Annotated in this window: 18 protein-coding genes; 12 read left to right on the top strand and 6 right to left on the bottom strand. The window is 64.8% G+C overall.

What is annotated here, in order from left to right:
• Positions 1-217: 217 nt before the first annotated feature.
• The 12 genes from KP004_RS12630 to KP004_RS12575 all read left to right on the top strand — a co-directional run bounded on the left by KP004_RS12630 (position 218) and on the right by KP004_RS12575 (position 16,121).
• Positions 218-1,030, top strand: coding sequence for an electron transfer flavoprotein subunit beta/FixA family protein (locus tag KP004_RS12630; protein ID WP_216798888.1), 813 nt, complete (start codon positions 218-220; stop codon positions 1,028-1,030).
• A gap of 22 nt (positions 1,031-1,052) precedes the next feature.
• Positions 1,053-2,381, top strand: coding sequence for an FAD-binding protein (locus KP004_RS12625; protein WP_216798887.1), 1,329 nt, complete (start codon positions 1,053-1,055; stop codon positions 2,379-2,381).
• A gap of 55 nt (positions 2,382-2,436) precedes the next feature.
• Positions 2,437-4,431, top strand: a complete 1,995-nt coding sequence (locus KP004_RS12620) for a (Fe-S)-binding protein (RefSeq protein ID WP_216798886.1) — start codon at positions 2,437-2,439, stop codon at positions 4,429-4,431.
• Positions 4,432-4,813: 382 nt separating this feature from the next.
• On the top strand, positions 4,814-5,746 hold the full coding sequence (locus tag KP004_RS12615; protein WP_239026798.1) for a CapA family protein: 933 nt from the start codon (positions 4,814-4,816) through the stop codon (positions 5,744-5,746).
• A gap of 37 nt (positions 5,747-5,783) precedes the next feature.
• Positions 5,784-6,470 (top strand): type 1 glutamine amidotransferase, encoded by a 687-nt coding sequence (locus KP004_RS12610; RefSeq protein ID WP_216798885.1) that lies wholly within the window; start codon positions 5,784-5,786, stop codon positions 6,468-6,470.
• A gap of 117 nt (positions 6,471-6,587) precedes the next feature.
• A complete protein-coding gene (locus KP004_RS12605; RefSeq protein ID WP_216798884.1) occupies positions 6,588-9,032 on the top strand; it encodes a response regulator in 2,445 nt (814 codons plus the stop codon).
• Positions 9,026-11,323 carry a putative bifunctional diguanylate cyclase/phosphodiesterase gene (locus tag KP004_RS12600; protein ID WP_239026797.1) on the top strand — a complete coding sequence of 766 codons (2,298 nt, stop codon included), beginning with the start codon at positions 9,026-9,028 and terminating at the stop codon, positions 11,321-11,323. The genes KP004_RS12605 and KP004_RS12600 overlap by 7 nt, the downstream gene beginning before the upstream one ends.
• 489 nt (positions 11,324-11,812) lie before the next feature.
• Entirely contained in the window at positions 11,813-12,151 is a 339-nt protein-coding gene (locus KP004_RS12595) for a P-II family nitrogen regulator (RefSeq protein ID WP_216798883.1), read from the top strand.
• Positions 12,152-12,262: 111 nt separating this feature from the next.
• Entirely contained in the window at positions 12,263-13,744 is a 1,482-nt protein-coding gene (locus KP004_RS12590; protein WP_275423136.1) for an ammonium transporter, read from the top strand.
• 303 nt (positions 13,745-14,047) lie between these two features.
• Positions 14,048-14,491, top strand: a complete 444-nt coding sequence (locus KP004_RS12585; RefSeq protein WP_216798882.1) for a ferritin family protein — start codon at positions 14,048-14,050, stop codon at positions 14,489-14,491.
• Positions 14,481-15,293 carry an inositol monophosphatase family protein gene (locus tag KP004_RS12580; RefSeq protein WP_216798881.1) on the top strand — a complete coding sequence of 271 codons (813 nt, stop codon included), beginning with the start codon at positions 14,481-14,483 and terminating at the stop codon, positions 15,291-15,293. The genes KP004_RS12585 and KP004_RS12580 overlap by 11 nt, the downstream gene beginning before the upstream one ends.
• A gap of 372 nt (positions 15,294-15,665) precedes the next feature.
• On the top strand, positions 15,666-16,121 hold the full coding sequence (locus tag KP004_RS12575) for a universal stress protein (protein WP_216798880.1): 456 nt from the start codon (positions 15,666-15,668) through the stop codon (positions 16,119-16,121).
• Here the strand turns inward: KP004_RS12575 and KP004_RS12570 are convergent.
• The 6 genes from KP004_RS12570 to KP004_RS12545 form a co-directional block, all read right to left on the bottom strand.
• Positions 16,111-16,905 carry a sugar phosphate isomerase/epimerase family protein gene (locus tag KP004_RS12570; protein ID WP_216798879.1) on the bottom strand — a complete coding sequence of 265 codons (795 nt, stop codon included), beginning with the start codon at positions 16,903-16,905 and terminating at the stop codon, positions 16,111-16,113. The two genes, KP004_RS12575 and KP004_RS12570, sit on opposite strands and share 11 nt — an antisense overlap.
• 8 nt (positions 16,906-16,913) lie before the next feature.
• Positions 16,914-18,182, bottom strand: coding sequence for a putative nucleotidyltransferase substrate binding domain-containing protein (locus KP004_RS12565; protein WP_216798878.1), 1,269 nt, complete (start codon positions 18,180-18,182; stop codon positions 16,914-16,916).
• A 252-nt stretch (positions 18,183-18,434) separates the two neighbouring features.
• The gene (locus KP004_RS12560) at positions 18,435-19,955 is read right to left on the bottom strand and encodes a VC_2705 family sodium/solute symporter (RefSeq protein WP_216798877.1); all 1,521 of its coding nucleotides are present in this window, start codon (positions 19,953-19,955) and stop codon (positions 18,435-18,437) included.
• On the bottom strand, positions 19,948-20,271 hold the full coding sequence (locus tag KP004_RS12555) for a DUF4212 domain-containing protein (RefSeq protein WP_216798876.1): 324 nt from the start codon (positions 20,269-20,271) through the stop codon (positions 19,948-19,950). Before KP004_RS12555 ends, KP004_RS12560 begins: the two co-directional genes overlap by 8 nt.
• A 63-nt stretch (positions 20,272-20,334) precedes the next feature.
• Complete coding sequence (locus KP004_RS12550; RefSeq protein WP_216798875.1) at positions 20,335-21,552, bottom strand: putative nucleotidyltransferase substrate binding domain-containing protein; 1,218 nt, start codon at positions 21,550-21,552, stop codon at positions 20,335-20,337.
• Between the two features lie 205 nt (positions 21,553-21,757).
• Positions 21,758-23,749: a solute symporter family protein gene (locus KP004_RS12545; protein ID WP_216798874.1), complete on the bottom strand. Its 1,992-nt coding sequence runs from the start codon at positions 23,747-23,749 to the stop codon at positions 21,758-21,760.
• Positions 23,750-23,752: the final 3 nt, after the last annotated feature.

Raw genomic sequence — 23,752 nt, 5'->3', positions numbered from 1 at the left:
TATCTCCACCCGCTGATTCGGGTGTTTAGTGGCCACCTGAACTCGCGTGATGGTAGAAGATCATCCGGCAAATTGCAAGGGGTTTGGGGGCCGACCGGGCGCCGTACAGTATCTGATTCCCCTGATCCTTTCTGTAAACATCCGCTCCTTGACCTAAGTCAACTTTTTTTCCCAATTCTCCTAGTAACGTGAAGGCATCAAAACATCCGAGGTCACCATGCTCGTAGTTGTCTGCGTAAAGCAGGTTCCCGACACAACGCAGGTACAGATCGATCCCGTCACCAACACCCTGATCCGTGAGGGTGTCCCCTTCATCGTCAACCCCTACGATACCCACGCAGTGGAGCAGGCGCTCCGCTTCAAGGACCGCTTCGGCTGCCGCGTGGCCGCCATCTCCATGGGCCCCCCCAATGCCGAGGCGACGCTGAGAAAGGCGCTGGCCCAGGGGGTGGACCGCGCCGTGCTCCTCTCCGACCGCAGCTTCGGCGGCGCCGACACGCTCGCCACCAGCAAGGTGCTGGCCGCGGCGATCGAGAAACTGGCCCAGGAAGAGGAGGTCGGGGTGGTGATCTGCGGCAAGCAGACCATCGACGGCGACACCGCCCAGGTCGGCCCCGGCATCGCCACCCGGCTCAGTTTCTCCCAGCTCACCCTGGTGGACAGGGTCGACGAGCTCGACCTCTCCGGCAAGAAGATCCGGGTGAGCCGCAAGCTGGAAGGGCGCCACGAACACGTGGAGGCTCCGCTGCCTGTGCTTCTCACCGTGGTGCGCGAGCTGAACCGGCCGCGTTACCCAACCGTGGCCATGCGCCTGGAATCCGCCGACGCCCAGGTCGAGGTCTGGGACAACAAGGTGCTGCAGCTCGACGTGAACACGATCGGTCTCAAGGGCTCCCCCACCTGGGTAAGCCGCATCTTCTCGCCCGAGCGGGCCAAGGGGGAGATGCTGGGCGACGGGGTGCACGACCCGGAAGGGGCGGCACAGCTGCTGATCGACAAGATGCTGGAGAAGGATCTCCTGGCTCTTTAATCCAATTACCAAGGGAAAAGCAATGACCGATGCTGTGAAACCACCCAAGAAACCGCGCGGCAAGGCAAGGCTGCTGGAAAACAAGTGCATCGCCTGCGGAGCCCGCTGCCAGAGCGCCTGCCCGGTCGACGCGATCCAGATGAACGATGCGGGCGAGCCGATCATCGATGCTTCCCGATGCATCGGTTGCGTCAAGTGCGTGAAGGTCTGCCCGGTACAGGCGCTGGAGATGGCTTTCACCCCGGAGGAGCTGCGCATCCTGCAGGAGATGGCCGCCTCTTCCGCCGGTGCGGAGCCCTCGGAGGAAGACGCCGAGGAGGCCGCCCTCAGGAAGAAGCTCGCCGCCTATTCCGGGGTATGGGTCTTCGTGGAGCAGACCGAGGGGGAGGCCGCCAAGGTCTCCTGGGAACTCCTGGGCAAAGGAAGGGAACTGGCGCAGGCGAGGAAGTGCCCGCTGTGCGCCGTGGTGATGGGGGAGGGGGTGGAGAAGCTCTGCGACCAAGCCTTCGGCTACGGCGCGGAGAAGGTCTACCTCATGGACGCGCCGGTACTGCGCCACTACCGCACCGAGGCGTACCAGAAGAGCCTGTGCGCCTTGGTCGAGAAGTACAAGCCGGAGGTGATCCTGATGGGCGCCACCGGTCTTGGCCGCGATCTCGCCGGCGTGGTCGCCACCGTGCTCGCCACCGGGCTCACCGCGGACTGCACCGGGCTCTCCATCGACGACAAGGGAAACCTGATGCAGACCCGTCCGGCCTTCGGCGGCAACATCATGGCCACCATCGTCTGCGACAAGTTCCGCCCCCAGATGTCGACCGTGCGCCCGCACGTGATGCCCATGCCCGACTTCGACGCGCAGGCCAGGGGGGAGATCGTCCGTGAGCCGGTCCCGGTGGCCGAGGACCAGGTGATGGTCAAGGTGCTGGACATCCTCATGGACGGCGGCGGCTCCAAGGTCGACATCGCCGGGGCCGAGTTCATCGTCTCCGGCGGGCGCGGCATGATGGCCAAGGAGAATTTTGCCATGCTCGAGGAGCTGGCCGAGGTGTTGGGGGGCGTCGTGGGCGCCTCCAGAAGTGCTGTGGACGCCGGCTGGATGCCGCCGGACCGTCAGGTGGGGCAGACCGGAAAGACGGTGCGCCCCAAGGTCTACATCGCCTGTGGCATCTCCGGTGCCATCCAGCACCTGGTCGGCATGCAGGACTCCGACGTGGTGATCGCCATCAACCGCGACGCCGAGGCCCCGATCTTCGAGGTGGCGAGCTACGGCCTCGTGGGTGACCTGTTCAAGATCATCCCGGCGCTGACCAACAAGCTGAGGGCGCTCAAGGCTGCCCGTTCCAAGGCGTGATCAACCGAAACGATTAGTTGCGCGGCAGCGCCGCATTCCATAACGAGGTACACCTATGATGCCGCAAACCGTTATCTTCACGACGCTCCTGGTCGCCTCGCTCCTGTTCTTCTGCTGGAGCGTGTACCGTCGCTTCTCGCTGGTCTGCTACGGCCAGCCCGAGGATCGTCTGGACCAGCCGGCGCGTCGTCTCTCGGAGATGTTCCTGTACGCCTTCGGCCAGTTGCGCGTGCTGAGAAAGCCCTTCGGCCTGAACCACTTCGTGATCTTCTGGTCCTTCATGATCCTGGCGCTTGCCAACGGCGAGTTCCTGGTGAACGGCGTATTCCCGTCGGTGAGCCTCGCCCTGCTGCCGGAGGGGATGCATCGGGTGCTCCTGTTCGCCTTCGACGTGGTGTCGCTTTTGACGCTGTTCGCCATCGCCTTCTCCTTCATCAGGCGCCTGGTGGTCAAGCCTCCCTACCTGGACAGCCTCTACGTGAAGGGGAAAAGCCCGGAGGCGTTCCTGATCCTTTCCTTCATCGCGCTTTTGATGCTTGCCTACTTCGGGCTGCACGGCGCCATGGTCGCCCTTGGCACGGAGAACGATACCGCGGCCATGCCGATCTCCAGCCTGGTCGGGGGCGCGCTCGCGGCGCATCCGTCCCTGGTCTCTACGGTATATTCCGTCTCCTGGTGGCTGCACGCCTTCGTGCTCTTCGCCTTCATCTGCTTTTTGCCGCATTCGAAGCACATGCACATCCTGACCGCGATTCCTAACTGCTACTTCGGGGCGCTCACCTGGCCCGCGACCCAGCCGCGCGAGAAATTTGAGAAGGGGGCGGTCTACGGGGTGGGGAGCGTGGAGCGCTTCACTTGGAAGGACCTGTTCGATTCCTTCTCCTGCACCGAGTGTGGCCGCTGCCAGGCCGCCTGCCCTGCCGCGATTACGGGCAAACCATTGAACCCGCGCCAGATCGTGCATGCCATCAAGACCAACCTGCTGGAGAACAGCCACGCGCTCCGGGAGGGGAGAAGCGGCACCCTGCCGCTCATCGGCGACGAGGGTGAGGGGACCAACACCGAGGAGGCGATCTGGGCATGCACCACCTGCGGCGCCTGCATGGAGGCCTGCCCGGTGCTGATCGAGCAGATGCCCAAGATCGTCAAGATGCGGCGCCACCTGGTGGAGACGGAGTCGCGCTTCCCCGAGGAACTGCTCAACCTGTTCGAGAACATGGAGCAGCGCTCCAATCCCTGGGGCATCGCTCCGGGCGAGCGCGCCAAGTGGGTTTCGACCCTTCCGGTCAAGCCGTTCGCGGCCGGCGAGACCGAGTACCTCCTCTATGTCGGCTGCGCCGGTTCCTTCGATTCCCGTGCGAAACAGGTCACCGTGGCGCTTGCCACCGTCCTGAACGCGGCGGGTGTTTCGTGGGGGATCCTGGGCAAGGACGAGAAGTGCTGCGGCGATTCGTTGAGGAGGCTCGGCAACGAGTACCTGTTTGAGAAGATGGCCCTGGAGAACGTGGAGCTGTTCCGCGAGCGAGGGGTGAAAAAGGTAATCACCCTCTGCCCGCACTGCCTCACCACGCTGAAGAACGACTACCGCCAGTACGGCCTCGAGCTCGAGGTGGTGCACCAGAGCGAGCTGATCGCCGAGTTGATCCGGAGCGGGCGCATCAAGCTGGACAAGAAGGACGACAGCCTGGGGCGGATCGCCTACCACGACCCCTGCTACCTCGGGCGCCACAACGACATCTTCGACGCGCCGCGCACCCTGGTCCAGGCGGCGACCGGCACCGCCGCCGTCGAGGCGGAACGCAACGGCAGGAACTCGTTCTGTTGCGGCGCCGGCGGCGGGCGCATGTGGATGGAGGAGTTCACCGGCGAGAGGGTGAACCACGCCCGCGTCGACGAGCTTTTGGCACAGAAGCCGGACACCATCTGCGTCGCCTGCCCGTACTGCATGACCATGGTGGAGGACGGCCTCAAGGACAAGGGGGCGGGCCAGGTCCGGGTCAGGGACGTGGTTGAGGTGCTCGCCGAGGGGCTGTTGAGAAAGAACGCGTAGTGGGACGGGGGTGGGATGGCGCCAAAAGAGGAACTGATGGCAGCGTCACCCACCCCCCCGACCCCCTCCCGTCGAGGGAGGGGGAGCGATCACCGTCCCTGTTGGGGCGAATAATCATTCGCCCTATCCTGACACCCGCACCTGGGCTCCTCCGCAGGGGGGAGACGGGAACAGCAACGCCATACCAAGCGCGCTGCCATAGCGTAAAAAGCGGGCGCACTGCACCCTAAACAGGCACGAAAGGAACCTCGCCCTGTCCCATTTCACCCGCATAACCGCCAGCCTCCGCCCGATCCGGGGCGCCGTCATCTTTTTTTTACTCCTGCTGCCGTTCAACGCCTACGGCGCGCCGACCGTCACCGTCGCGGCCGTGGGGGACATCATGATGGGAAGCGACTTCCCGACGCCCAAGCTGCCGCCCCGCGACGGCGGGGACCTCTTCGCCGCGGTCACATCTTACCTGCGCCGCGCCGACATCGCGCTGGGGAACCTGGAGGGGCCCCTGTGCAGCGAGGAAGCGCCGGCCAAGGAACCCCTGCCCGGGCGCCGTTACCTTTTCCGCACGCCCCCCACATACGCCCGGAACCTGAAAGAGGCGGGCTTCTCGGTCCTTTCCCTGGCCAACAACCACGCCCGCGACTTCGGCCCGGCCGGGCTGGAGGCGACCAGGAAGGCGCTCTCCGGGGCGGGCCTGCAGTTTTCCAGCAAGAAAGGTGAGATCGCCCGCTTCGACCTGCACGGCGTGCGCGTCGCCGTCATCGCGCTCTCCTTTGGCCCGCCGCCGCGCTCCATCGTTTTCCCGGCACAGCCCCTGCAGGAGATCGAGCGTGCCGCCCGCGACTACGACCTGGTCATCCTCTCCATCCACGCCGGTGCCGAGGGTAGGGGGGCGCTGCACGTGGCCCCCGGGGAGGAGCGTTTCCTTGACGAGCCTCGCGGCGACCTGGTCCGCTTCGCCCACGACGCCATCGAGCGGGGCGCCGACCTGGTGCTCGCCCACGGCCCGCACGTGCCGCGCGCACTGGAGCTGTACCGGGGGCGGCTGATCGCCTACAGCCTGGGGAACTTCGCCACCTACGGCGGGGTGAGCGTCGCCGGTGAGAGCGGTTACGCGCCGCTGCTGACCGTTGAGCTAGCCGCCGACGGCGCTTTTCTCGGGGGGAATATCGACTCCTTCAGGCAGTCCCGTTACACCGGGCCGCAGCCCGACCCCAAGCGCCGGGCCCTGCGCCTGATGCGCAGGCTTTCCTCCGAGGATTTCCCGGATTCGCCGCTGGTGATCGGGGACGGTGGGCGGATCGCAGTTAAGAAATGAGGGGAGCGAGCGGGGAGATAAATAAAGAGGAGGCAGGATGTTTCTGATCGTGCAAAACGACCCGCACTGCCCGGCAGGGGGGCTGCTGCATCTGCTGGAAGACTCCGGGCATCCCTACCGGTGCCTGGCCGCTTACGCGGGCGAGGCCTTTCCCGACCCGGCGGCGCTTACCGGCGTGGTGGTCCTGGGAGGGGAAATGGGGGCGCACGACACGGTCGAGCATCCGCACCTGGCCCTGGTGCTGGAGTTCATCGCCGCCGCCATCAAGGCGGGGACGCCGCTCTTGGGCATTTGCCTCGGGGGACAGCTCCTCGCCCACGCGGCCGGCGGCGTGGTGAGCTCGCCGTCGCCGCACCGCGAGATGGGGATCTGCCGCGTCGATCTGAACGGGGAGGGGAGCGCCGATCCTATCTTCGCCGGGGTGCCCAGTCCCTTCGTTACCTTCCAGCTCCATAACGACAGCTTCACCGTCCCCCCCGGCGGCGCGCTGCTCGCCTCCTCCGACGCCTGCCCGGCCCAGGCCTTCCGGCTCCCCGGCTGCGTCTACGGCGTACAGTTCCACCCCGAGGTGGACCGCGCCATCGTCGACGGCTGGGACGCCCTGTTCACCCCCCGCGCCGACTACCTCTCCGGCTTCATCGCCGCCGAGACCGCGTTCAACTCCGCTTCCCACGCCATCCTGGCCAACTTCATCTCCCTCGCAGCAGCCGCCCGCCTTTCTTGAAATCCCGACCTTATATTGTAAAGTTCTAACGTTTGCCTTCCGGGCATCACGAGACCGCGCCCCTGCGGGGGCTCCGGCCGGTCAATTCCCCCCTCGGAATGCGACGAAGGAGGTGCCGTGAAGCTTTCGTGGCCGGGAAAGAGCTCACTCAAATCCAGACTGATCACGCTTCTCCTCGGCTGCAACACGCTGCTGCTTCTTTGTCTCACCCTCAGTTTCGTCAGCTACCATCCGCTCGCCTCACCCACCGCACCCTGGAACACCCGGCCGCTGCTCTTCGCCTCCTTCCAGATCACCCTGACCCTGCTCGGATCGGCGGTACTGGCCGTACTGCTCTCCCGCCGCATCGACTGGATCATCACGGAGCCGATCCGGGACCTGAGCCGGAAGATGGAAATCGTCACCCAAAACCAGGACTACCGGGTCAGGGTGGAGCGCACCGGTGCGGACGAACTGGCGGTCCTGTTCGCCTGCTTCAACAACATGCTCGCGGAGATCTCGATCCGGGACGAACGCCTGGCGCTGCATTCCGAGGAGCTGGAGCTCGAGGTGGCGGAACGGACCCAGGAACTGTCACAGGTGAACCGGCAGCTCGAGACGAGCCTGGAGAGCGTGCGGGAAGCGATGCAGAGCGCGCAGTCGGCCAACCGGGCCAAATCGGATTTCCTCGCGCAGATGAGCCATGAGATCAGAACCCCGATGTACGGCGTGCTCGGCATGACCGAGCTCCTTTTGGGCACCGACCTGACCAAGGAGCAGGCCCGCTACGTGGACACGGTGCGGCGCTCGGGTGAGGCGCTTCTCTCCATCATCAACAACATCCTCGACTTCTCCAAGATCGAGGCGGGGCGCATGGAGCTGGAACAGATCCCGTTCGACCTGCACCAGGTGGCCGCCGATGCGGTCGCCATCTGTGCCGAGGACGCGGCCAGGAAGGGGCTGGAGCTCACCCTGGCACTGGAACCGGGCTTGCCGCACACCTTCCTCGGAGATCCGGGGAGGCTGCGCCAGGTGATGGTGAACCTGCTGGGCAACGCGGTGAAATTCACCTTGAAGGGGTCGGTGTGCCTTTCCGTGGCGGTCGCCGAGCCTCCAGCCCTGGTCCGTTTCAGCGTCGAGGATACCGGCATCGGCATCGCCCCCGATGCGCAGCAACGCATCTTCAACCTCTTCACCCAGGGGGATGAATCCATGACCCGCAAGTACGGCGGCACCGGCCTGGGGCTGGCCATCGCCCGGCAGCTGACCGAGCTGATGGGGGGGGGGCTGGAGCTGGAGAGCGAGCCTGGGCGCGGCTCACGCTTCAGTTTCACCGCACGGCTCGAGCCCCACGAGGAGGCCCCACGTCACGAGCGCTGCTGCAGCGCCCTGCGCGACAAGCGGGTGCTCCTGGCGAGCGACGATGAGCAGACCCGGGACGGGATCGGGGAACAGCTCCGTTCGTGGGGGATGGACCTGGAATGCGTGGGCGATGCCCCGGACGCCTTTTGCCGCATCGTGACCGCCCCGTTCGACGTCGCTATCCTGGACCACCGCCTGGCGGGGACCGACGGGATCGAGCTAGCCGCCACCATGCGCACCGTCCCGCCGGGACGCTCGCTGCGGATCCTGCTCCTGACCGAGCGGGAGGAGCAGGGGGGCGCCCCGCGCCTGGCGGAGCTGGAGATTGCGACCTTCCCGCGGCGGCTGCTGCACCAGGAGGGGCTCTACCGGGCCGTGATGGCGGCACTGGGGATGGATGACGAAGAGCGGCTGGCACTTGGGTGCTGCGGCGCCGCCGTCCCGAGTCAGCGCCAGGTGCTCCTGGTGGAGGATAACGTGGTGAACCAGGAGGTGGGGAGGGGGATGCTGGAAAGCCTCGGTTGCCGGGTCCGGGTGGTGGAGGACGGCGCCGCTGCCGTGAGCGAGGTCCAGCGTAACCGCTACGACGTGGTCTTCATGGACTGCCAGATGCCGGTCCTGGACGGGTTGGAGGCCACCAGGCGGATCAGGGCCTGGGAGCAGGACGGCGAGGGGCGCGTACCCATCATAGCGCTCACCGCATACGCCATGCCCGGGGACCGGGTCGCCTGCCTGGAGGCGGGTGCCGACGACTACCTCTCCAAGCCTTTCACGTGCGAGCAGATCGCCAAGGCGATGGACCGGCTGCTGGACGGCGCAACTGTCCCGGCGGCAGAGGAGGGCGTTCCCGACGAGGCTCTGGAGGTGATCTCCCACGACAAGATGAGCGGCGCCCTGGAGATGATCCGCACCCTTCCCGGCAACCGCGGGGTGGAGATCCTGCGCAAGGTGGTGGACCTGTACTTGGCCAGCACCCCGGCGCTGCTGCAGACCATGCGCGAGGCCGAATCCGGTGGAGACGCGGAGAAGCTCAAGGCGGCCGCGCACAGCTTCAAATCCAGCAGCGCCAACCTGGGCGCCCTGCGCCTGGCCGGGGTCTGCATGGAACTGGAAAGCCTCGGCCGGGCGGGCTCAACGGAAGGGGCGCTGCCGCTTTTACACCAGGTCGAGGAGGAGTACCGGCTGGTGCGGGATGCCTTGAGGGGAGGGCCGCTATGCTGACCAGGAAGTCCAAACGCGCCACCGCGCTGGTCATGGTGGTGGACGACGACCAGGCCGTGCGTCTGCTGGCCCGGGAGACCCTGGAGAACTCCGGGTTCGCGGTGCGCGACGCCGAGACCGGAGAGCAGGCGCTGGAAGAATTCCACGCTTACGCGCCGGATCTCGTGCTCCTGGACGTCATGCTCCCCGGCGTGGACGGCTTCTCCGTCTGCAGCGCCATCCGGCGCACCGAGGGGGGGCGCGACACGCCGGTCCTGATGATGACCGGCCTGGACGACCTGGAGTCCATCGACTGCGCCTACGAGGTCGGCGCCACCGACTTCATCACCAAGCCGATCAACTGGCACATCCTGGGCTACCGGGTGAGTTACATGCTGCGGGCAAGCAGCGCGCTCGAGCAGCTCAGGGAAAGCCGCGCCGGCCTCGCCCACGCCCAGAGCCTCGCCCACATAGGCTCCTGGGAATGGGACCTCACCAGCGGAGAGATCCGCTGCTCGGAAGAGGTGTACAGCATCTGCTGCATCGACCCCGGCCACCGCGACGGCAACCCCATCCTCGACCCGGTGCACCACCAGGACCGCGCCTTCGTGCAGGGCTCCATCGACGACGCCATAGCCAAGCGCGCCCCCTTGAGCTTCGATTACCGCGTCACCCTGGACGGTGGGGATCGGACCCTGCACGCCGAGCTGGTGACCGTGCTGGACGAGGAGGGGGAGGCCGTCTGCCTGACCGGCACCATCCAGGACATCACCGAGCGCAAGCGGGCAGAGGAGCAGATCCGCCTGCTGGCCTACTACGACGCCCTGACCGGGCTCCCCAACCGCCGCTTCTTCCAGCAGCAGCTGGAGCAGGCGCTGGTCTTCGCCAACCGCAACGACCGCATGCTGGCCGTACTGTTCCTCGACCTGGACCGCTTCAAGCTGGTGAACGACACGCTGGGACACGGGGTGGGCGACCGGTTGCTGCAGGACGTGGCCGACCGCCTGCTGCGCTGCGTGCGCAGAAGCGATTGCCTCGCCCGCGCCGAAGACGACTGTCCCCCCTCGCTGGTGTCGCGGTTGGGCGGCGACGAGTTCACCATCATGCTCTCGGACATAGAGCACTTCCAGGACGTGGCCAAGGTGGCCCGGCGCATCCTGGATGCGGTATCGGTACCGTATTCACTGGAAGGGCAGGAGGTATTCGTCTCGACCAGCATCGGCATCAGTCTCTATCCCTTCGATGCGACCACCGCCAGCGACCTGATCAGAAACGCGGACGGCGCCATGTACCAGGCCAAGGAGCAGGGGAGAAACGGCTACCAGATCTACGACGAGTCGATGAACGCCAAGGCGCTGGAACGGATCATCCTGGAAAGCCAGCTCCATAAGGCGCTCAAGGAGGAGGAGTTCCAGGTCTACTACCAGCCCCAGGTGAGCTGCCGGACCGGCGAGGTGGTTGGCATCGAGGCCCTGGTGCGGTGGAACAGCAAGGAACTGGGGGTGGTGGAGCCCGGCCGTTTCCTGCCGCTGGCCGAGGAGATCGGGCTGGTGATCCAGATCGACCAGTGGGTGATGAGGGAGGCCTGCCGCCAGCACAAGCTCTGGATCGACCAGGGGCTGCCGCCGGTAACCATCGCCGTCAACATCTCGGGGCAGCAGTTTCTGAAGAACGAGTTGCTGGACACGGTTACCGCCGTCCTGGAGCGCAGTGGTCTCGACCCCGGCCTTTTGGAGCTGGAACTCACCGAAGGGGTGCTCATGGCGCACACCGAGCGAACCGTGAAGACGCTCCAGGCCCTCAAGGGGATGGGGGTGCGCCTGGCGATCGACGACTTCGGCACCGGCTTCTCCTCGCTTTCCTACCTGAAGCGGTTTCCGCTCGACGTGCTGAAGATCGACCGGACCTTCATCAACGACATCACCAACGACCCCGACGACGCCGCCATCACACTGGCCACCATCGAAATGGCGCACACCCTGAAGCTGCAGGTGATCGCGGAAGGGGTGGAGACCCCGGCACAGCTTGAATTCCTCACCAGGAACCGCTGCGATATGTACCAGGGGTACCTCTTCAGCAAGCCGATGCGTCCGGAGGAGTATCCCCGCCTGTTCCTGCCCACAGCGACTGATCCCGCTATGACAGCTCCCGCTGTGAACGATCCTGCTACGACAGCTCCGGCCGGCATTGATGCCGCCGCGACTGATCCAGCTACGACTGATGCCGCCGTTTCAGAACCGGCCACAGATCCGGCGACAGATCCGGCCACAGATCCGGCCACAGATCCCGCCCCCAGTGACTCCGGCTGCTGACCTGCAGCCCCGGTTAACCGGTCATGCCCTTCGTTTCCGTCCTTGCCTAAAAAATCATCATACCTGCCGCAATAAGTGACCTGTATATGGCCGCGTTTACGCGACGAAGGCTAAAAACGTCAATGTTTCAATGTGTTGCAAGCGTTGATGCGAGCTGGCACAGCCTGTGCTAAAGGATGGTTACACGGCACGAGGGTGTGCCGCAGAAGGCTTTCCCGCCCGTTTAGGCAATGGTGCAGGTCGTGGTGGAGGGCATCATTATTGGGAAAGGGGGACTGTTTTCAAGGCTGCAAAGCTGTTTATTCAAAGTTGAACAAAAGGCAAGGGCATCGAAGCCTTCAGGGGCCTGAAAAGAGGGTGAAACCTGGAACCGATGGATGCTATGTCTGCAAGCCGGCTGATCGGCCTGCTGAATGTTCTGCAAGACCTGTGATGCACGCAGTGTGCAAACGACAAATCCACCGCCATTACTAACAAAGGAGGCAAGCGATGAAGCTGATCGAAGCAATCATCAAGCCGTTCAAACTGGATGAGGTGAAGGACGCCCTCAACGAGATCGGAATCGAGGGGATCACCGTGAGCGAGGTGAAGGGGTACGGGCGCCAGAAGGGACACACGGAACTGTACCGCGGCGCCGAGTACGTCGTGGACTTCATACCCAAGGTGAAATTGGAAATCGTCGTGGCCGACGAACTGGCAGTCAAGGCCGTCGCCACCATCGAGGATACCGCCAAAACCGGCAGGATCGGCGACGGCAAGATCTTCATCCTTCCGCTGGACGACGCGGTCCGCATCAGGACCGGCGAGAAGGGCGACGAGGCGATCTAGGACTTCAGGATCTTTCAATCCAACCCATAAATACGATCAATGGAGAGTGTTATGATGCGTGACATTAAAAAGGTAAAGGATGCAGCTAAGCCCGCTTCCAGCTGCCTCACAATGAAACTCGGGAAGCTGGCCCTCCTGGCCAGCCTGATGCTGGTACCGGTCCTCGCCATCGCCGAGGAGAAGGCGGCCGATTCCGCCGCGGCGCCGGCTGCCGCCACCGCCACCGCAGCCCCCGCCGCCGCTGCCGCCCCCGCCGCCGCACCTGCTCCGGCCGCAGCCGCACCGGCCGCCGCCCCTGCCGCGGCGCCGGCTGCCAAGAACGTCGCCCCGGTTCTCAACACCGGCGACACCGCATGGATGCTGGTCTCCGCCGCCATGGTCCTCTTCATGACCCCGGGCCTCGCCCTGTTCTACGGCGGCATGGTCCGTCAGAAGAACGTCCTCTCGACCATGATGCACTCCCTGGTGGCCATGGGCATCGTCGGCGTGCAGTGGGCCATCATCGGCTACTCCCTGGCCTTCGGCCCCGACATGGGGCACGGCCTGGTGGGCGACTTCAGCAAGGCCCTTTTGAACGGGCTGATCACCTTCAAGGACGGCAACGCGATCTACGCGCTGTTCCAGAACGTCCCGACCGAGCCGGGCGCGATTCCCGAGTACGTGTTCGCCATGTACCAGGCCATGTTCGCCATCATCACCGTGGCCCTGATTTCGGGTGCACTGGCCGAGAGGATCAAGTTCTCCGCCTACTGCCTGTTCGTGCTGCTCTGGACCACCCTGGTCTACGATCCGCTGGCGCACTGGGTCTGGATGTCCGACGGCTGGCTCTTCAAGATGGGCGCACTTGACTTCGCAGGCGGCACCGTCGTTCACCTCTCCTCCGGTATCTCGGCCCTGGTGGTACTCTTCTTCCTCGGCAAGCGTCACGGCTTCCCCAACGAGCGCATGGCTCCGCACAGCCTCCCGCTGACCCTGCTCGGCGTCGGTCTGCTCTGGTTCGGCTGGTTCGGCTTCAACGCGGGTTCCGCCATCGTGGGCGCCGGCTGCTCCGACGCGGCTGGCGGCTTGGCCGGCCTGGCCTTCATGACCACCACCATCGCACCGGCCGCTGCCGGCCTCACCTGGATGATCGCCGAGTGGATCCATGCCGGCAAACCTTCCGCCCTGGGCTTCGGCTCCGGCGTGGTGGCGGGCCTGGTCGTGATCACCCCCGCAGCCGGCTTCGTACAGCCGGGTGCCGCCCTCTTGATGGGCGTTGCCGGCGGCCTGGTCTGCTACGGCGGCGTGCTGCTCAAGGCGAAGCTTAAGTACGACGACTCCCTGGATGCCTTTGGCGTGCACGGCGTGGGCGGCACCACCGGCGCCATCCTGACCGGCGTCTTCGCCACCGTCGGCGCTACCGGCCTCACCTCCGGCAACATGAAGCAGTTCGTCACCCAGCTGGTCGCCGTCGGCGCCGCAGCCGTCTACGCGGTGGTGGTGACCCTGGTCATCGCCTTCGTCCTGCACAAGACCATCGGGCTGCGCGTCGAGAAGGAAGAGGAGATCATGGGCCTCGACCAGACCCAGCACTCCGAGACCGCTTACAACTAGCTCAGACTGCACTACCCGCAACGAGAGGGGGGGACCGCAAGGTCCCCCTTTTCTTTTTGCCCAAGCAGCGAACAGTGTTGGTTCCGGAGGGAGGGGGCGCGGCGGAAGGGACTGGCTCCGTCAGGTGCCTGTCCCTCTGGCGGAACGCTTCATTCGACTGAGCGGGCTTTCACAACCACTAAGGGGACAGGCACCTGGCGGAGCCAGTCCCCTCCCGCCACAAAAAAATCGCCTACCCTTTTGAAATATAGAGATTTCCTGTTAATGTTTTCCAGCCAGAAAAAGAGACCTCGGGAGGGAGATATGGATTCCAGGGACATGGTGCTCCGGAAGGAAGGGGACGGCATAGGGTATTACCAGCGTTGCAGCGCGGAGTCGGGGGTCGTGGGGCTCTCCACCATCTTCAGGATGTTCAGCGACGACGAGCTGCGTCACGCGGGGGCGCTGCGTGCGCTGCGGGACGGCGGCAGGGTGGACCTGCCCCACTCGGCCACGCTGGAGGGGGCGAAGAGCATCCTGCGTCGGCTCTCGGTTCGCGAACTCTCCCGCTACCGGGGCGATCTCAGCCTGTATCGGAACGCCATGCAGTTCGAGGCGCTTTCGGCGCGTGCCTGCTCCGAACTGGCCCGCGAGGCGCTGCACCCCTGGGAGCGCGAGATGTTCCAGACCATGGCCGACGAGGACGAGATCCACTTCACGCTGCTCGAGGAGATGCAGGAACTTCTGGAGGATAGCGATGTCCATTGAGGTCGGGCTGCAACAGATGCTCGATGTCGCGGTCGCCGCGGCACGGGAGGCGGGGGCTCTCCAGAAGCAGAGGCTCTGGGGGGATTTCAGCTTCTCCTTCAAGGGGGAGGTCGACATCGTGACCGAGGTGGACCGGGCCTGCGAGGAGATGATCGTGAACCGGATCAGGAGTACCTTTCCCGGCCACAGCTTCCTGGCCGAGGAGAACCTCTACGCAGACGGCGATCCGGAGTGGCGCTGGATCATCGACCCCTTGGACGGCACCACCAACTACGCCCACGGCTTCCCCTGGTTCTGCGTCTCCATCGCTCTCGAGCGGGAGGGGGAACTGACCCTCGGGGTGATCTACCACTGCATGATGGACGAGCTGTTCACGACGACCCGGGGGGGAGGGGCCTTCCTGAACGGAGATCCCATCCACGTCTCCAGCAGAACTCCGCTGAGGCAGTCCCTGATCGCCACCGGCTTTCCCTATGACGCCGCGCGCGGCAACGAGAACAACTTCCGCAACTTCTTCGAACTGCAGCTTGCCGCGCGCGGGGTGCGCCGGGCGGGCGCCGCGGCGCTCGACCTGGCCTACGTGGCTGCGGGGCGGCTGGACGGTTACTGGGAGTGCAAACTGAAACCGTGGGACGTGGCGGCCGGCGCGCTGCTGGTCCGGGAGGCGGGGGGGAGGGTGACCAATCACAAGGGGGAGCCGCACCGGGTCGACGACCACCGCATCCTGGCCACCAACGGGCTCATCCACGACGAGATAGAGACCCTGCTGGAGCGGGCGGGAAACGCCGCGCCGGTTTTGTGACCCGGCTCATCATCATCGAAAAACGGGGCGCCTTTGGGCGCCTTTTGTGTTACAGCAAATTCCCCGACCTTAGCGAGAAACAAATCCCCTCCGTTTTCCCATAGTAGAGCCTTCTCCGAAGGAGGGGACCGGCTCCGCCAGGTGCCTGTCCCCTTGGTGGTTTAAAGATGGCTGAGCTGAACGGAGCGTTCCGCTAAAGGGACAGGCACCTGACGGAGCCTGTCCCTTCTGCCGCGCACCCAACTCTGCGTGCTGATAGAGCCTTTGCCAAGGCGGCGCAGGGGGGAATCGCCTTAAAATCCTGTAGGAAAAACCACGGCGATGTTATATAGTTGTGCAGCCTTTCACCCCCCAGCCACACCCGGAGGAACGATGCTCAACCTGCGCAAGAAGATCCTGGTGGCCATCGACGGCTCACCGCTTTCGGACAAGGCCGCCGAGGAGGCGATCCGTTTCGCGGCGGGCATCCCGAGCCAGTTCAAGAGCAAGGTCTACGGGCTCCTGGTGCTCCCCAACGCGCCGCGCAATACCTTCACCGATTTCGTCCCCGCGCGCCCCATCACGGAACAGGACCAGTGGACCGAACTCAAGGAACGCATCTTCTACGTCGTGGAGAAGCTCGCCGCCGAACTGGAGGTGCCGCTGGAGACTGCGGTGGTCTACGGGGATCCCGCCGACGAGCTGATCCGCTTCTCGCAGAAGGAGGAGATCGACGTGATCGTGATCGGAAGCACCGGCAAGGGGTTCCTGAAACGGAAACTCCTGGGGAGCGTGTCGCACAAGGTGGTGCGCGACGCCAAATGCTCGGTCTACGTGGTCAGGGGGTAGTCTTGGCGGTCTCCTGCCTCAGGTAGGCAAGGATCTCCTTGAGGCTTTCCTGGATGATCCCTTCTCCTTTGGGGAACTCGTGGGGGGAAAGCTCGAGGGTCAGGATGTCGTTGTAGGCGGTGTTGCGCAGGTGGTTCAGGAAGCGGGTGAGCGGCAGGATGCCGTGCCCCGGCAAGAGGTGCTGCCGGCCGTGCCCGTAGTCGGAGAAGTGGATGTTCCTGATCCGGCCGCTGTTGTAGCAGAGGTAGAAGTCGTTGATGAAATTGGCCCGCCCGCTCCCCATGTGGGTGCAGTCGAAGGTGAGGTAGAGGTTCCTCTCCTGGAGGAATTCGATCAGCTTCTGGGTGTCGGAGAGGATGTAGCCGTTGATCCGGTACTTGCCGGTCCAGGGCATGTTCTCCAGAGTGACCGCCACCTGGTTCCCCCCGATCTCCTGCTGGAAGTCCTGCATCCGGTACAGCCAGCGCCAGTACGAGAACTCCAGCCCCAGCCAGGAAGGGGGATGGAAGTTCACCAGCCCGATGCCGCAGTCCGCGGCGATCTCCACGCAACGTTTCAAAGAATCCACCGGACTTCCCCAGCCGTCCAGCTGCAGGAACGGGGCATGGATCGAGAAGATCGGCATGATCTGCGCGAGCTCCTGCACCAGGCGCCGGGAGTTCACCTTCTGGAACTCCTGGTTGATCACCAGTTCCACGCCGTCGAAGCCGGCTTCCCGGGCCATGGCGAAGGCCTTGGGGAGGGGAAAGGTGAACAGCGTTCCTGCGGAGATGGATATGCGCATGCCCGGTCCTATACCTGTCCCACCAGCCTCTGGTAGGCGATCTTCTGCAGGCTCAGTACCGCCTCCAGTGCGGCCCTGAGGCGCCCGTCCAGCGTCATGCTGAACTCTTCCGGATTGGCGAAGGCTGCCGCCCCTTCGCTGCGGATCTCCCCCTCGATCCTCAACTGCATCAGGCACTGCAACGCCTTCAAGAGCCGTTCCGCCAGGTCCACGTCCAGCGCCCCCCGGTACAGGAGCTGCCGCACCCGCTCCAGCGTTCCCCCTTCATGCACCTCCGCCTGCAGCGCCAGGATGCGCACCAGTTGTACCAGGGGGGAGAGCCCCAGCGTCTCGATGTCGATCTCCCCCTGGTGCTCGCCGCTGCGTTCCAGCCGCCAGCGGCCGAAGTGCCCGAGGGCGAGCGGGAGGTTGATCACCCGGCGCGCCAGCTGGAAAAAGGGATCGCGGCCGCGCTGTTCCTTCAGGGCGGCCGCCGCCGCGCTGAGCGCCTGTTCGGCCAGCGGCTCGAAGCCCGCGACCTGGCAGAGATCGGCCATCGATTCCAGGCGCCAGCGCCACTCGGGAAGCGGGGGCGCCGCCTGCTTCTGCGCGGCGGCGAAGGGGAGCAGCGGCTCTAGCTCGGGGGAGGGGGGCTGCTTGTCACGGTCCCCGTTCTTCAACAGGGAGCGCCATTCGGAGAGGGAGCCGTGCCAGGGCGTTTCCCCCTCGGCGAGGAGCCCGGCCTCGTGGAGCGCCTGGGTGAGCTGGCGGCAGAACAGGTAGAAGCGCTGGGAGTCGAGCTGGTGCAGCAACAGGTAGCGGTTGCGGCCGTAGAGGGTCTGCTCGCCGCGGCCGCGGTCCCCGGAGACGAGCAGGGCGTAGACGGGCGCCGTTCCCTGTCCCAGGTCGCGCATGCGTTCCTCGGCCAGTTGTGCCGCCCTTTGCAGCACCTTGTCGTGCAGCGCGTTGCAGGCGCCGCACAGGGCCAGGGGGGAGTTGCGGCGCCGGAAATGGGCGGCGACAACTTCCCGGTAGCGCGCCTGGAGCGGCACCAGGTCGGCGGGGGAGGCAGCCTCGGCGATGGCGAGATTCAGTGCCGCCAGCTCCTCGTCCAGCTGGTCCTCGTAGGCCAGTTCTTCCTTGAAGGTGTCGATCAGCGTACCGAGGAAGGCCTCCGCCTCGCGCGACGAGCTGCTGCCCCACTTGCGCTCCAGGCGCTTCTTGAGGCTCTCCACCAGCTCCGTGCTGGCGCGCCACTTGAGGATGTCGTCTCCCTTGGTTCCCAAAAGCATGGGCATGTGCAACCCCTAAAAAGCCGTTCAAGGTTCAACGTTCAACGTTCGATAACGTACGTGCTTGTCGGCACGCGCACTGTGACGGCAAGTGCACCAACTGGAAGACCGAAAAGCCGCTCAAGGTTCAACGTTCAACGTTCGATAAACGTCCGTGCCCTCGGCACTGCACTGATGACAGCAAACGCACCAGCTAAAAGCCCGGAGTTCAACAAGGAGCTTAACGTCGAACCTTGAACGTTGAACGTCTTTTGCCTCTTAATCCAAATGCCCGTGCACCTCCTGCTCCAGGAAGCGCCTCATCTCCTCGGGGGGGGCGGGGGTCGCGAGGGAGACGGCGATCATGACGCAGATGACCAGCGGGGCGCCGCACAGGGCCGAGGCGGTGACCGGGAAATAGGAGGTGAGGCCCGGCAGAACTCCCCCCAACAACGGCTGGGCGACGGTACAGAGCACGCCGGTGACCATGCCGGCGATGGCACCGTACCGGTTGGCCCGGTCCCACCAGATCCCCAAAAGGAACAGGGGGAAGATGGTGTTCCCCGCCAATGCGAAGGCGACCGCGGTAATCTCGGCGATGAGCCCGGGCGGGTTCAGCGCCACCAGGAGCACCAGCGCCGCCAGCACCAGGGTTCCCCCTTTGGCCACCTGCATGCGCGCGGTCTCGCTGGCCCTGGGGTTCATGAAGCTGTAGTAGAGGTCATGGGAGATGGAGGCGGCCCCGGTCATCAATAGCCCGGCTACGGTGAAGAAGGCGGCCGACAGGGCGCCGGCGGCCAGCATCCCCACCAGCCACCCCGGAAGCCCAGCCATGAGCGCGGTCTTCAGTGCGATCACGTCGGCTGCGGCGCGGGCCGTCCCGGGGGTGAAGACGATGCCCTGGCGCGCCTCCAAAAGCCTGCCAAAGACGGCGAAGGCGGGGGCGGACCAGTAGATGAGGGCGATGAAGAAGAGCCCCCAGACCACGCTCCAGCGCGCGTCCCGGACGTTGGGGACGGTGTAGAAGCGCGACAGCACGTGGGGAAGCCCGCCGGTCCCCACCATGAGGGTGAAGCAGAGGGCGCACCACTCGAAGAGCGAGTCCCCGGCGAAGGGGAGGGTGAAGTCGATGCGGAACTCGCGGGCCAGGTCGGTGAGGGCGCGGCCGTAGCCGAACTGCGGCAGCAACCAGAAGTAGCCGAGCTTTCTGGCGAGCCACATGAGCGGCACGATGAAGGCGACGCAGATCACCAGGTACTGCAACTGCTGGTTGCGCGGAACGCCGAGCGCGCCGGAAACCACCAGGTAGGAAACCACGGCCAGGGCACCGTAGATCACCCCCTGCTCGTAGCCGATGTCGAACATGAAGGCGAAGATGAGACCGATCCCCTTGAACTGGGCCACGCAGTAGATGATCGAGATGGCGATGGCGATCACCGCGGCCATGAGCCGCGCGGCGGGGGAGCCGTAGCGCTCGCCCACGAACTCGGGGGTGGTGAACTTGCCGAAACGGCGGATCTGGCTCGCCAGGAGCACCAAAAGGAGCACGTAGCCGCCGGTCCAGCCGATCACGTAGGCGAGCCCCTGGTAGCCGCGCAGGTAGATGATCCCCGCCAGACCCATGAGGCTTGCCGCGCTCATCCAGTTGCTGGCGATGGCAGCACCGCCGCCGATCCTGCCGGTGTAGCGGCCGCCGAAGCCGTATTCCTGGCTCTCGCGCGACTTCTGCCTGAGGCCGACCAGGATGAAGGAGAGCAGCACCAGCAGGACGACGAAGATGGACCAGGACGAGTCATTCATAGCTTCTGTCTCTCCGGCGGCTGTGGTACTCGGTGATCCGGTCCACGTAGATGTTGAAGATGACGCACAGGACGATGAACCACAGGGGGAGGAGTTGCCCGGTGAACCAGAAGTGCAGCGGCAGGTTGAACAGGGTGAGCCGGGTCAGGAGGCTGCCGGCGCCGGTACCCCGGCAGGCGTAGACCAGGAACTGGAAACCGAAGGTGCAGACTCCCCAGCCGAAGAGGATGGCCAGGATGATGTGCACCTCGTCCCGCATGTGCCCTTCCTTGGGGCGCAGCAGGTTTACCTTTGCGGTTTTTTCGGGTCGGCTCATGTCTCCTCCGCTGACGGGGTCCCCCGGCGGCACAGCCGGGCAGGACCGGAAACCCGCTCGCTCCTAGACTATGGAGAAGTTGGTGTGAATGGTCTTTTGCAGATCCTCGATGAGGAGCAGCGCCTGCCTCATGCGTTCCCTCTCGTCGCTGGGGAGCGAGTAGGGGTTCAGGTAGTAGGCGTCGTTCTGGATCCCCTTGATGACCTTGATCTGGAGCAGGATGCGGTGTTTGGTAAGGATGCGGTAAGCGGCGACCAGGCCGCGCGCCATGTTGGCGGAGAAGCTGTGCTCCTGTTCCAAAAGCTCGATCCTTCTCACGGTCGAGGTGGCGGGAATGCCCTGGTTGATGGCCAGGATGCGCACGTTCATCACCAGGGGGGCCCAGGCGAGGAGCTTCAGGTTGAAGGAGCCCTTGTGCTCGCCGCTCCCCTCGGTCCAGAACCGTTTCAGAAAACCCAGCGCCAGTTTCATCTCGGTGGCCGCCTTGGCCATGCCCCAAAGTGCCATGAAGTAGTCCTGCAACAGGGAGCGGATCAGGGAGACCAGCTTCCCGGCCAGCTCGGCGTCGCCGGCGACGAACCGGGCGTCGGAGAGGACGATCAGGTCCATCATGTTCTTGCCGTAGTCCTCGGTTTCGTAGCGGACGATGGCGTGCAGCCGGCGCTGCCACTGCGACAGTGAGCCGCGCCAGTTGTCATTCACGGGCATGATGCCGCCGCTGCACTTCTTGAAGCCGATCTCGGCCAGCCGCTCCACCAGGATCCGGCTGTATTCCTGGAAGTAGCCGTCGGCCTCCGTACCGCCGTCGTCGCTGTAGACGATCAGGTAGTCCTGGTCGGTGATGAGGGTCTGTTCCTCGCGGCCGTCGCTCCCCATGCTGACCAGGGCGAAGGGGACCGGGGGAGGGGAGGGCATCTCAGCCGCAACCAGCTCCAGCGCCCGCCCGGCCAGGGCGTCGCGGTACCAGGTGCAGTTCTCGTGCAGGGCGGTGACCGAGTAGAAGTTGAGGAAGCGCTCCATCTCCAAAAGGTTCAGCTCCTCGTGGAGTTTCAAGAGCGCTGCGTAGTCCGTCTCGGTCCGCACCCGGTCGATGATGGTCTCTTCCCGTCCCGAGTACAGGCGCAGCTTGCCGAGCTCTTCCGAGCCGTGCCACACCAGCCCCTCCAGAAGCTTCTTCCCCTCGTTCCGGTCCAGTAGCGGGAGAAAGGCGTGCACCTCCCCCAGCAACTCCGCAAGGAGTTCCCCGTCGCCTGGCTCCGGTGGGTAGATCTGATGGGGCATGTGCGGCCACCTCTTATTAAAACTGCTGGCGATGATTCTACAGAAAAAAACGGCGATGTAAAACTGTTTTGCTGCTAACAGGGGCGTTTCGTTGACTTTTTTGAACCGGTCTGACACAGGGAAGGGGAGGAAACGATTGGCGCCGGACAAAAAAATTGGGGAAGGTTTCCCTTCCCCAATTCCATGCTGCTGTTGTTGCCGGGTACTAGTGCTCGACAGCCTTGGCCATACCCAAACCGGTGTTCTGGCGGACGTAGACCTCGTCGAACATCTCCTCGGAGCGCCTGTTCGGGAAGGCCAGGGCACCCAGGATGGCTGCCATGAAGCCCAGCGGGATGGAGATGATGCCCGGGTTCTTCAGGGTGAAGAGCGGTTTCTCCAGGCCGACCATCGAGGTGCCATCCTGCTGAGCGTCCACCTTCGCCTTGGCGAGTGCCTTGGCGTCGGTTTCGGCCAGTGTTGCGCCCGGCGGAAGAGCAGCCTGCTTCTTCTCCATGGCGGCTACCACCTTCTTGGCGCCGGCGGCGACCACTTTCGGGTAGGTCATGTTGGGGGATACCATCACCAGACCGATGGCGGCGACGGTGCCGACCACAAGGCCGGAGATGACGCCGGCGGTGTTGAACTTCCTCCAGAAGAGGGAGAGGACGACGACCGGGAGGTTCCCGGAGGCGGCGACGGCGAAGGCCAGAGCCACCAGGTGAGCGACGTTCTGCTTTTCGGCGGCGATGCCGATCAGGATGCCGCAGGCGCCTACCACGAAGGAGGTCATACGTGCAGCGAAAACCTGCTCGTGCTGGTCGGCGTGGCCGTCCTTGATCACGTTGACGTAGATGTCGTGGGCGATGGCCGCGGATGCCGCCAGAACCAGGCCGGAGACCACGGCGAGGATGGTGGCGAAAGCGACGGCGCACAGGAAGGCGAGGAAGATGTCGCCCAGGATCGGGGCGATGTCGGCGCCCATCTGCTGTGCCAGCATCAGGGTGGCCATGTTGCCGCCTTTATCGACTGCGGTGATCCCTTGCGGGGTCAGGTGGATAGCGGCGCCAAAGCCGAGCAGGGTGGTCAGGATGTAGAAGCCGCCGATGATGAACATGGCGATGATGACGGATTTACGTGCGGCCTGGGCGGTCGGCACGGTGAAGAAGCGCATCAGGATGTGCGGCATACCGGCGGTGCCGAGCACGAGAGCCATGCCCAGGGAGATCTGGTCCAACGGGTTCTTGAGGTACAGGCCGGGCTCGAGGAAGCGCTGGCCGGCGTCCATGCCGGAAAGGATGACGCCATCTTTGAGTACCATTTTGGATACGTGGTCCTGGATGTCCGGGCTGGAGACGATGGTCTGGAAGAAGCCGATCGGGTTGAAGCCGGCCTTGATCATGACCAGGAAGGAGAGCAGGAACGCGCCGGCCATGAGCAGGCCCGCCTTGATGATCTGAACCCAGGTGGTGGCAACCATGCCGCCGAAGACGACGTAGCCGACCATGAGGACGCCGACGCCGATGATGGACATCTTGTAGGGGATGCCTACCAGAAGTGCCATCAGTTTGCCTGCACCTACCATCTGGGCTGTGAGGTAGAAGGTGGATACGGCGACGGTGGAGATGGCGGCGAAGGCGCGCACCGGCTTGGGCGAGGTCCTGAAGGAGAGGATGTCCCCCAGGGTGTACTTGCCCGCGTTGCGGCAGGGTTCCGCCACGATAAGGAGCACCGTGATGTAGGCCACCAGCCAGCCGACCGAGTACATGAAGCCGTCATAGCCGTAAAGCGAGATGAGGCCGGAAATACCCAGGAAGGAGGCCGCCGACATGTAGTCACCGGCAATGGCCCAGCCGTTTTGGGTGCCGGTGATGCCGCCGCCAGCCGCGTAGAAGTCGGCGGCGGACTTGGTCTGCTTGGCCGCCCAAACCACGACGCCCATGGTGACGGCGATGATGACCAGGAACATGCCGATGGTGATGGTACGGTCGGCTTTCATTTCCTTCTTCACCGGTGCTTTCGCGGGGGCAGGGGTGGCCACGGAGGCGGCTGCGTTGGGCGCGGGGGCTGCTGCCGTCGCGGCGGGCGCTCCCTGTGCTGCGGGTGCGCTCATCGCCGGGGCTGCGCCGGCTGCCGGGGCCTTCGCCTCTTCGGCATAGGCGGCTGCTGCGACCGAGAGGGCCAAGCTGGCTGCTATGAATATCTTCTTGATGGTCATGTC

The organism is Geomonas oryzisoli, assembly GCF_018986915.1.
In the GTDB taxonomy this organism is placed as follows: domain Bacteria; phylum Desulfobacterota; class Desulfuromonadia; order Geobacterales; family Geobacteraceae; genus Geomonas; species Geomonas oryzisoli.
This window is presented reverse-complemented; position numbering and strand designations above follow the sequence as displayed.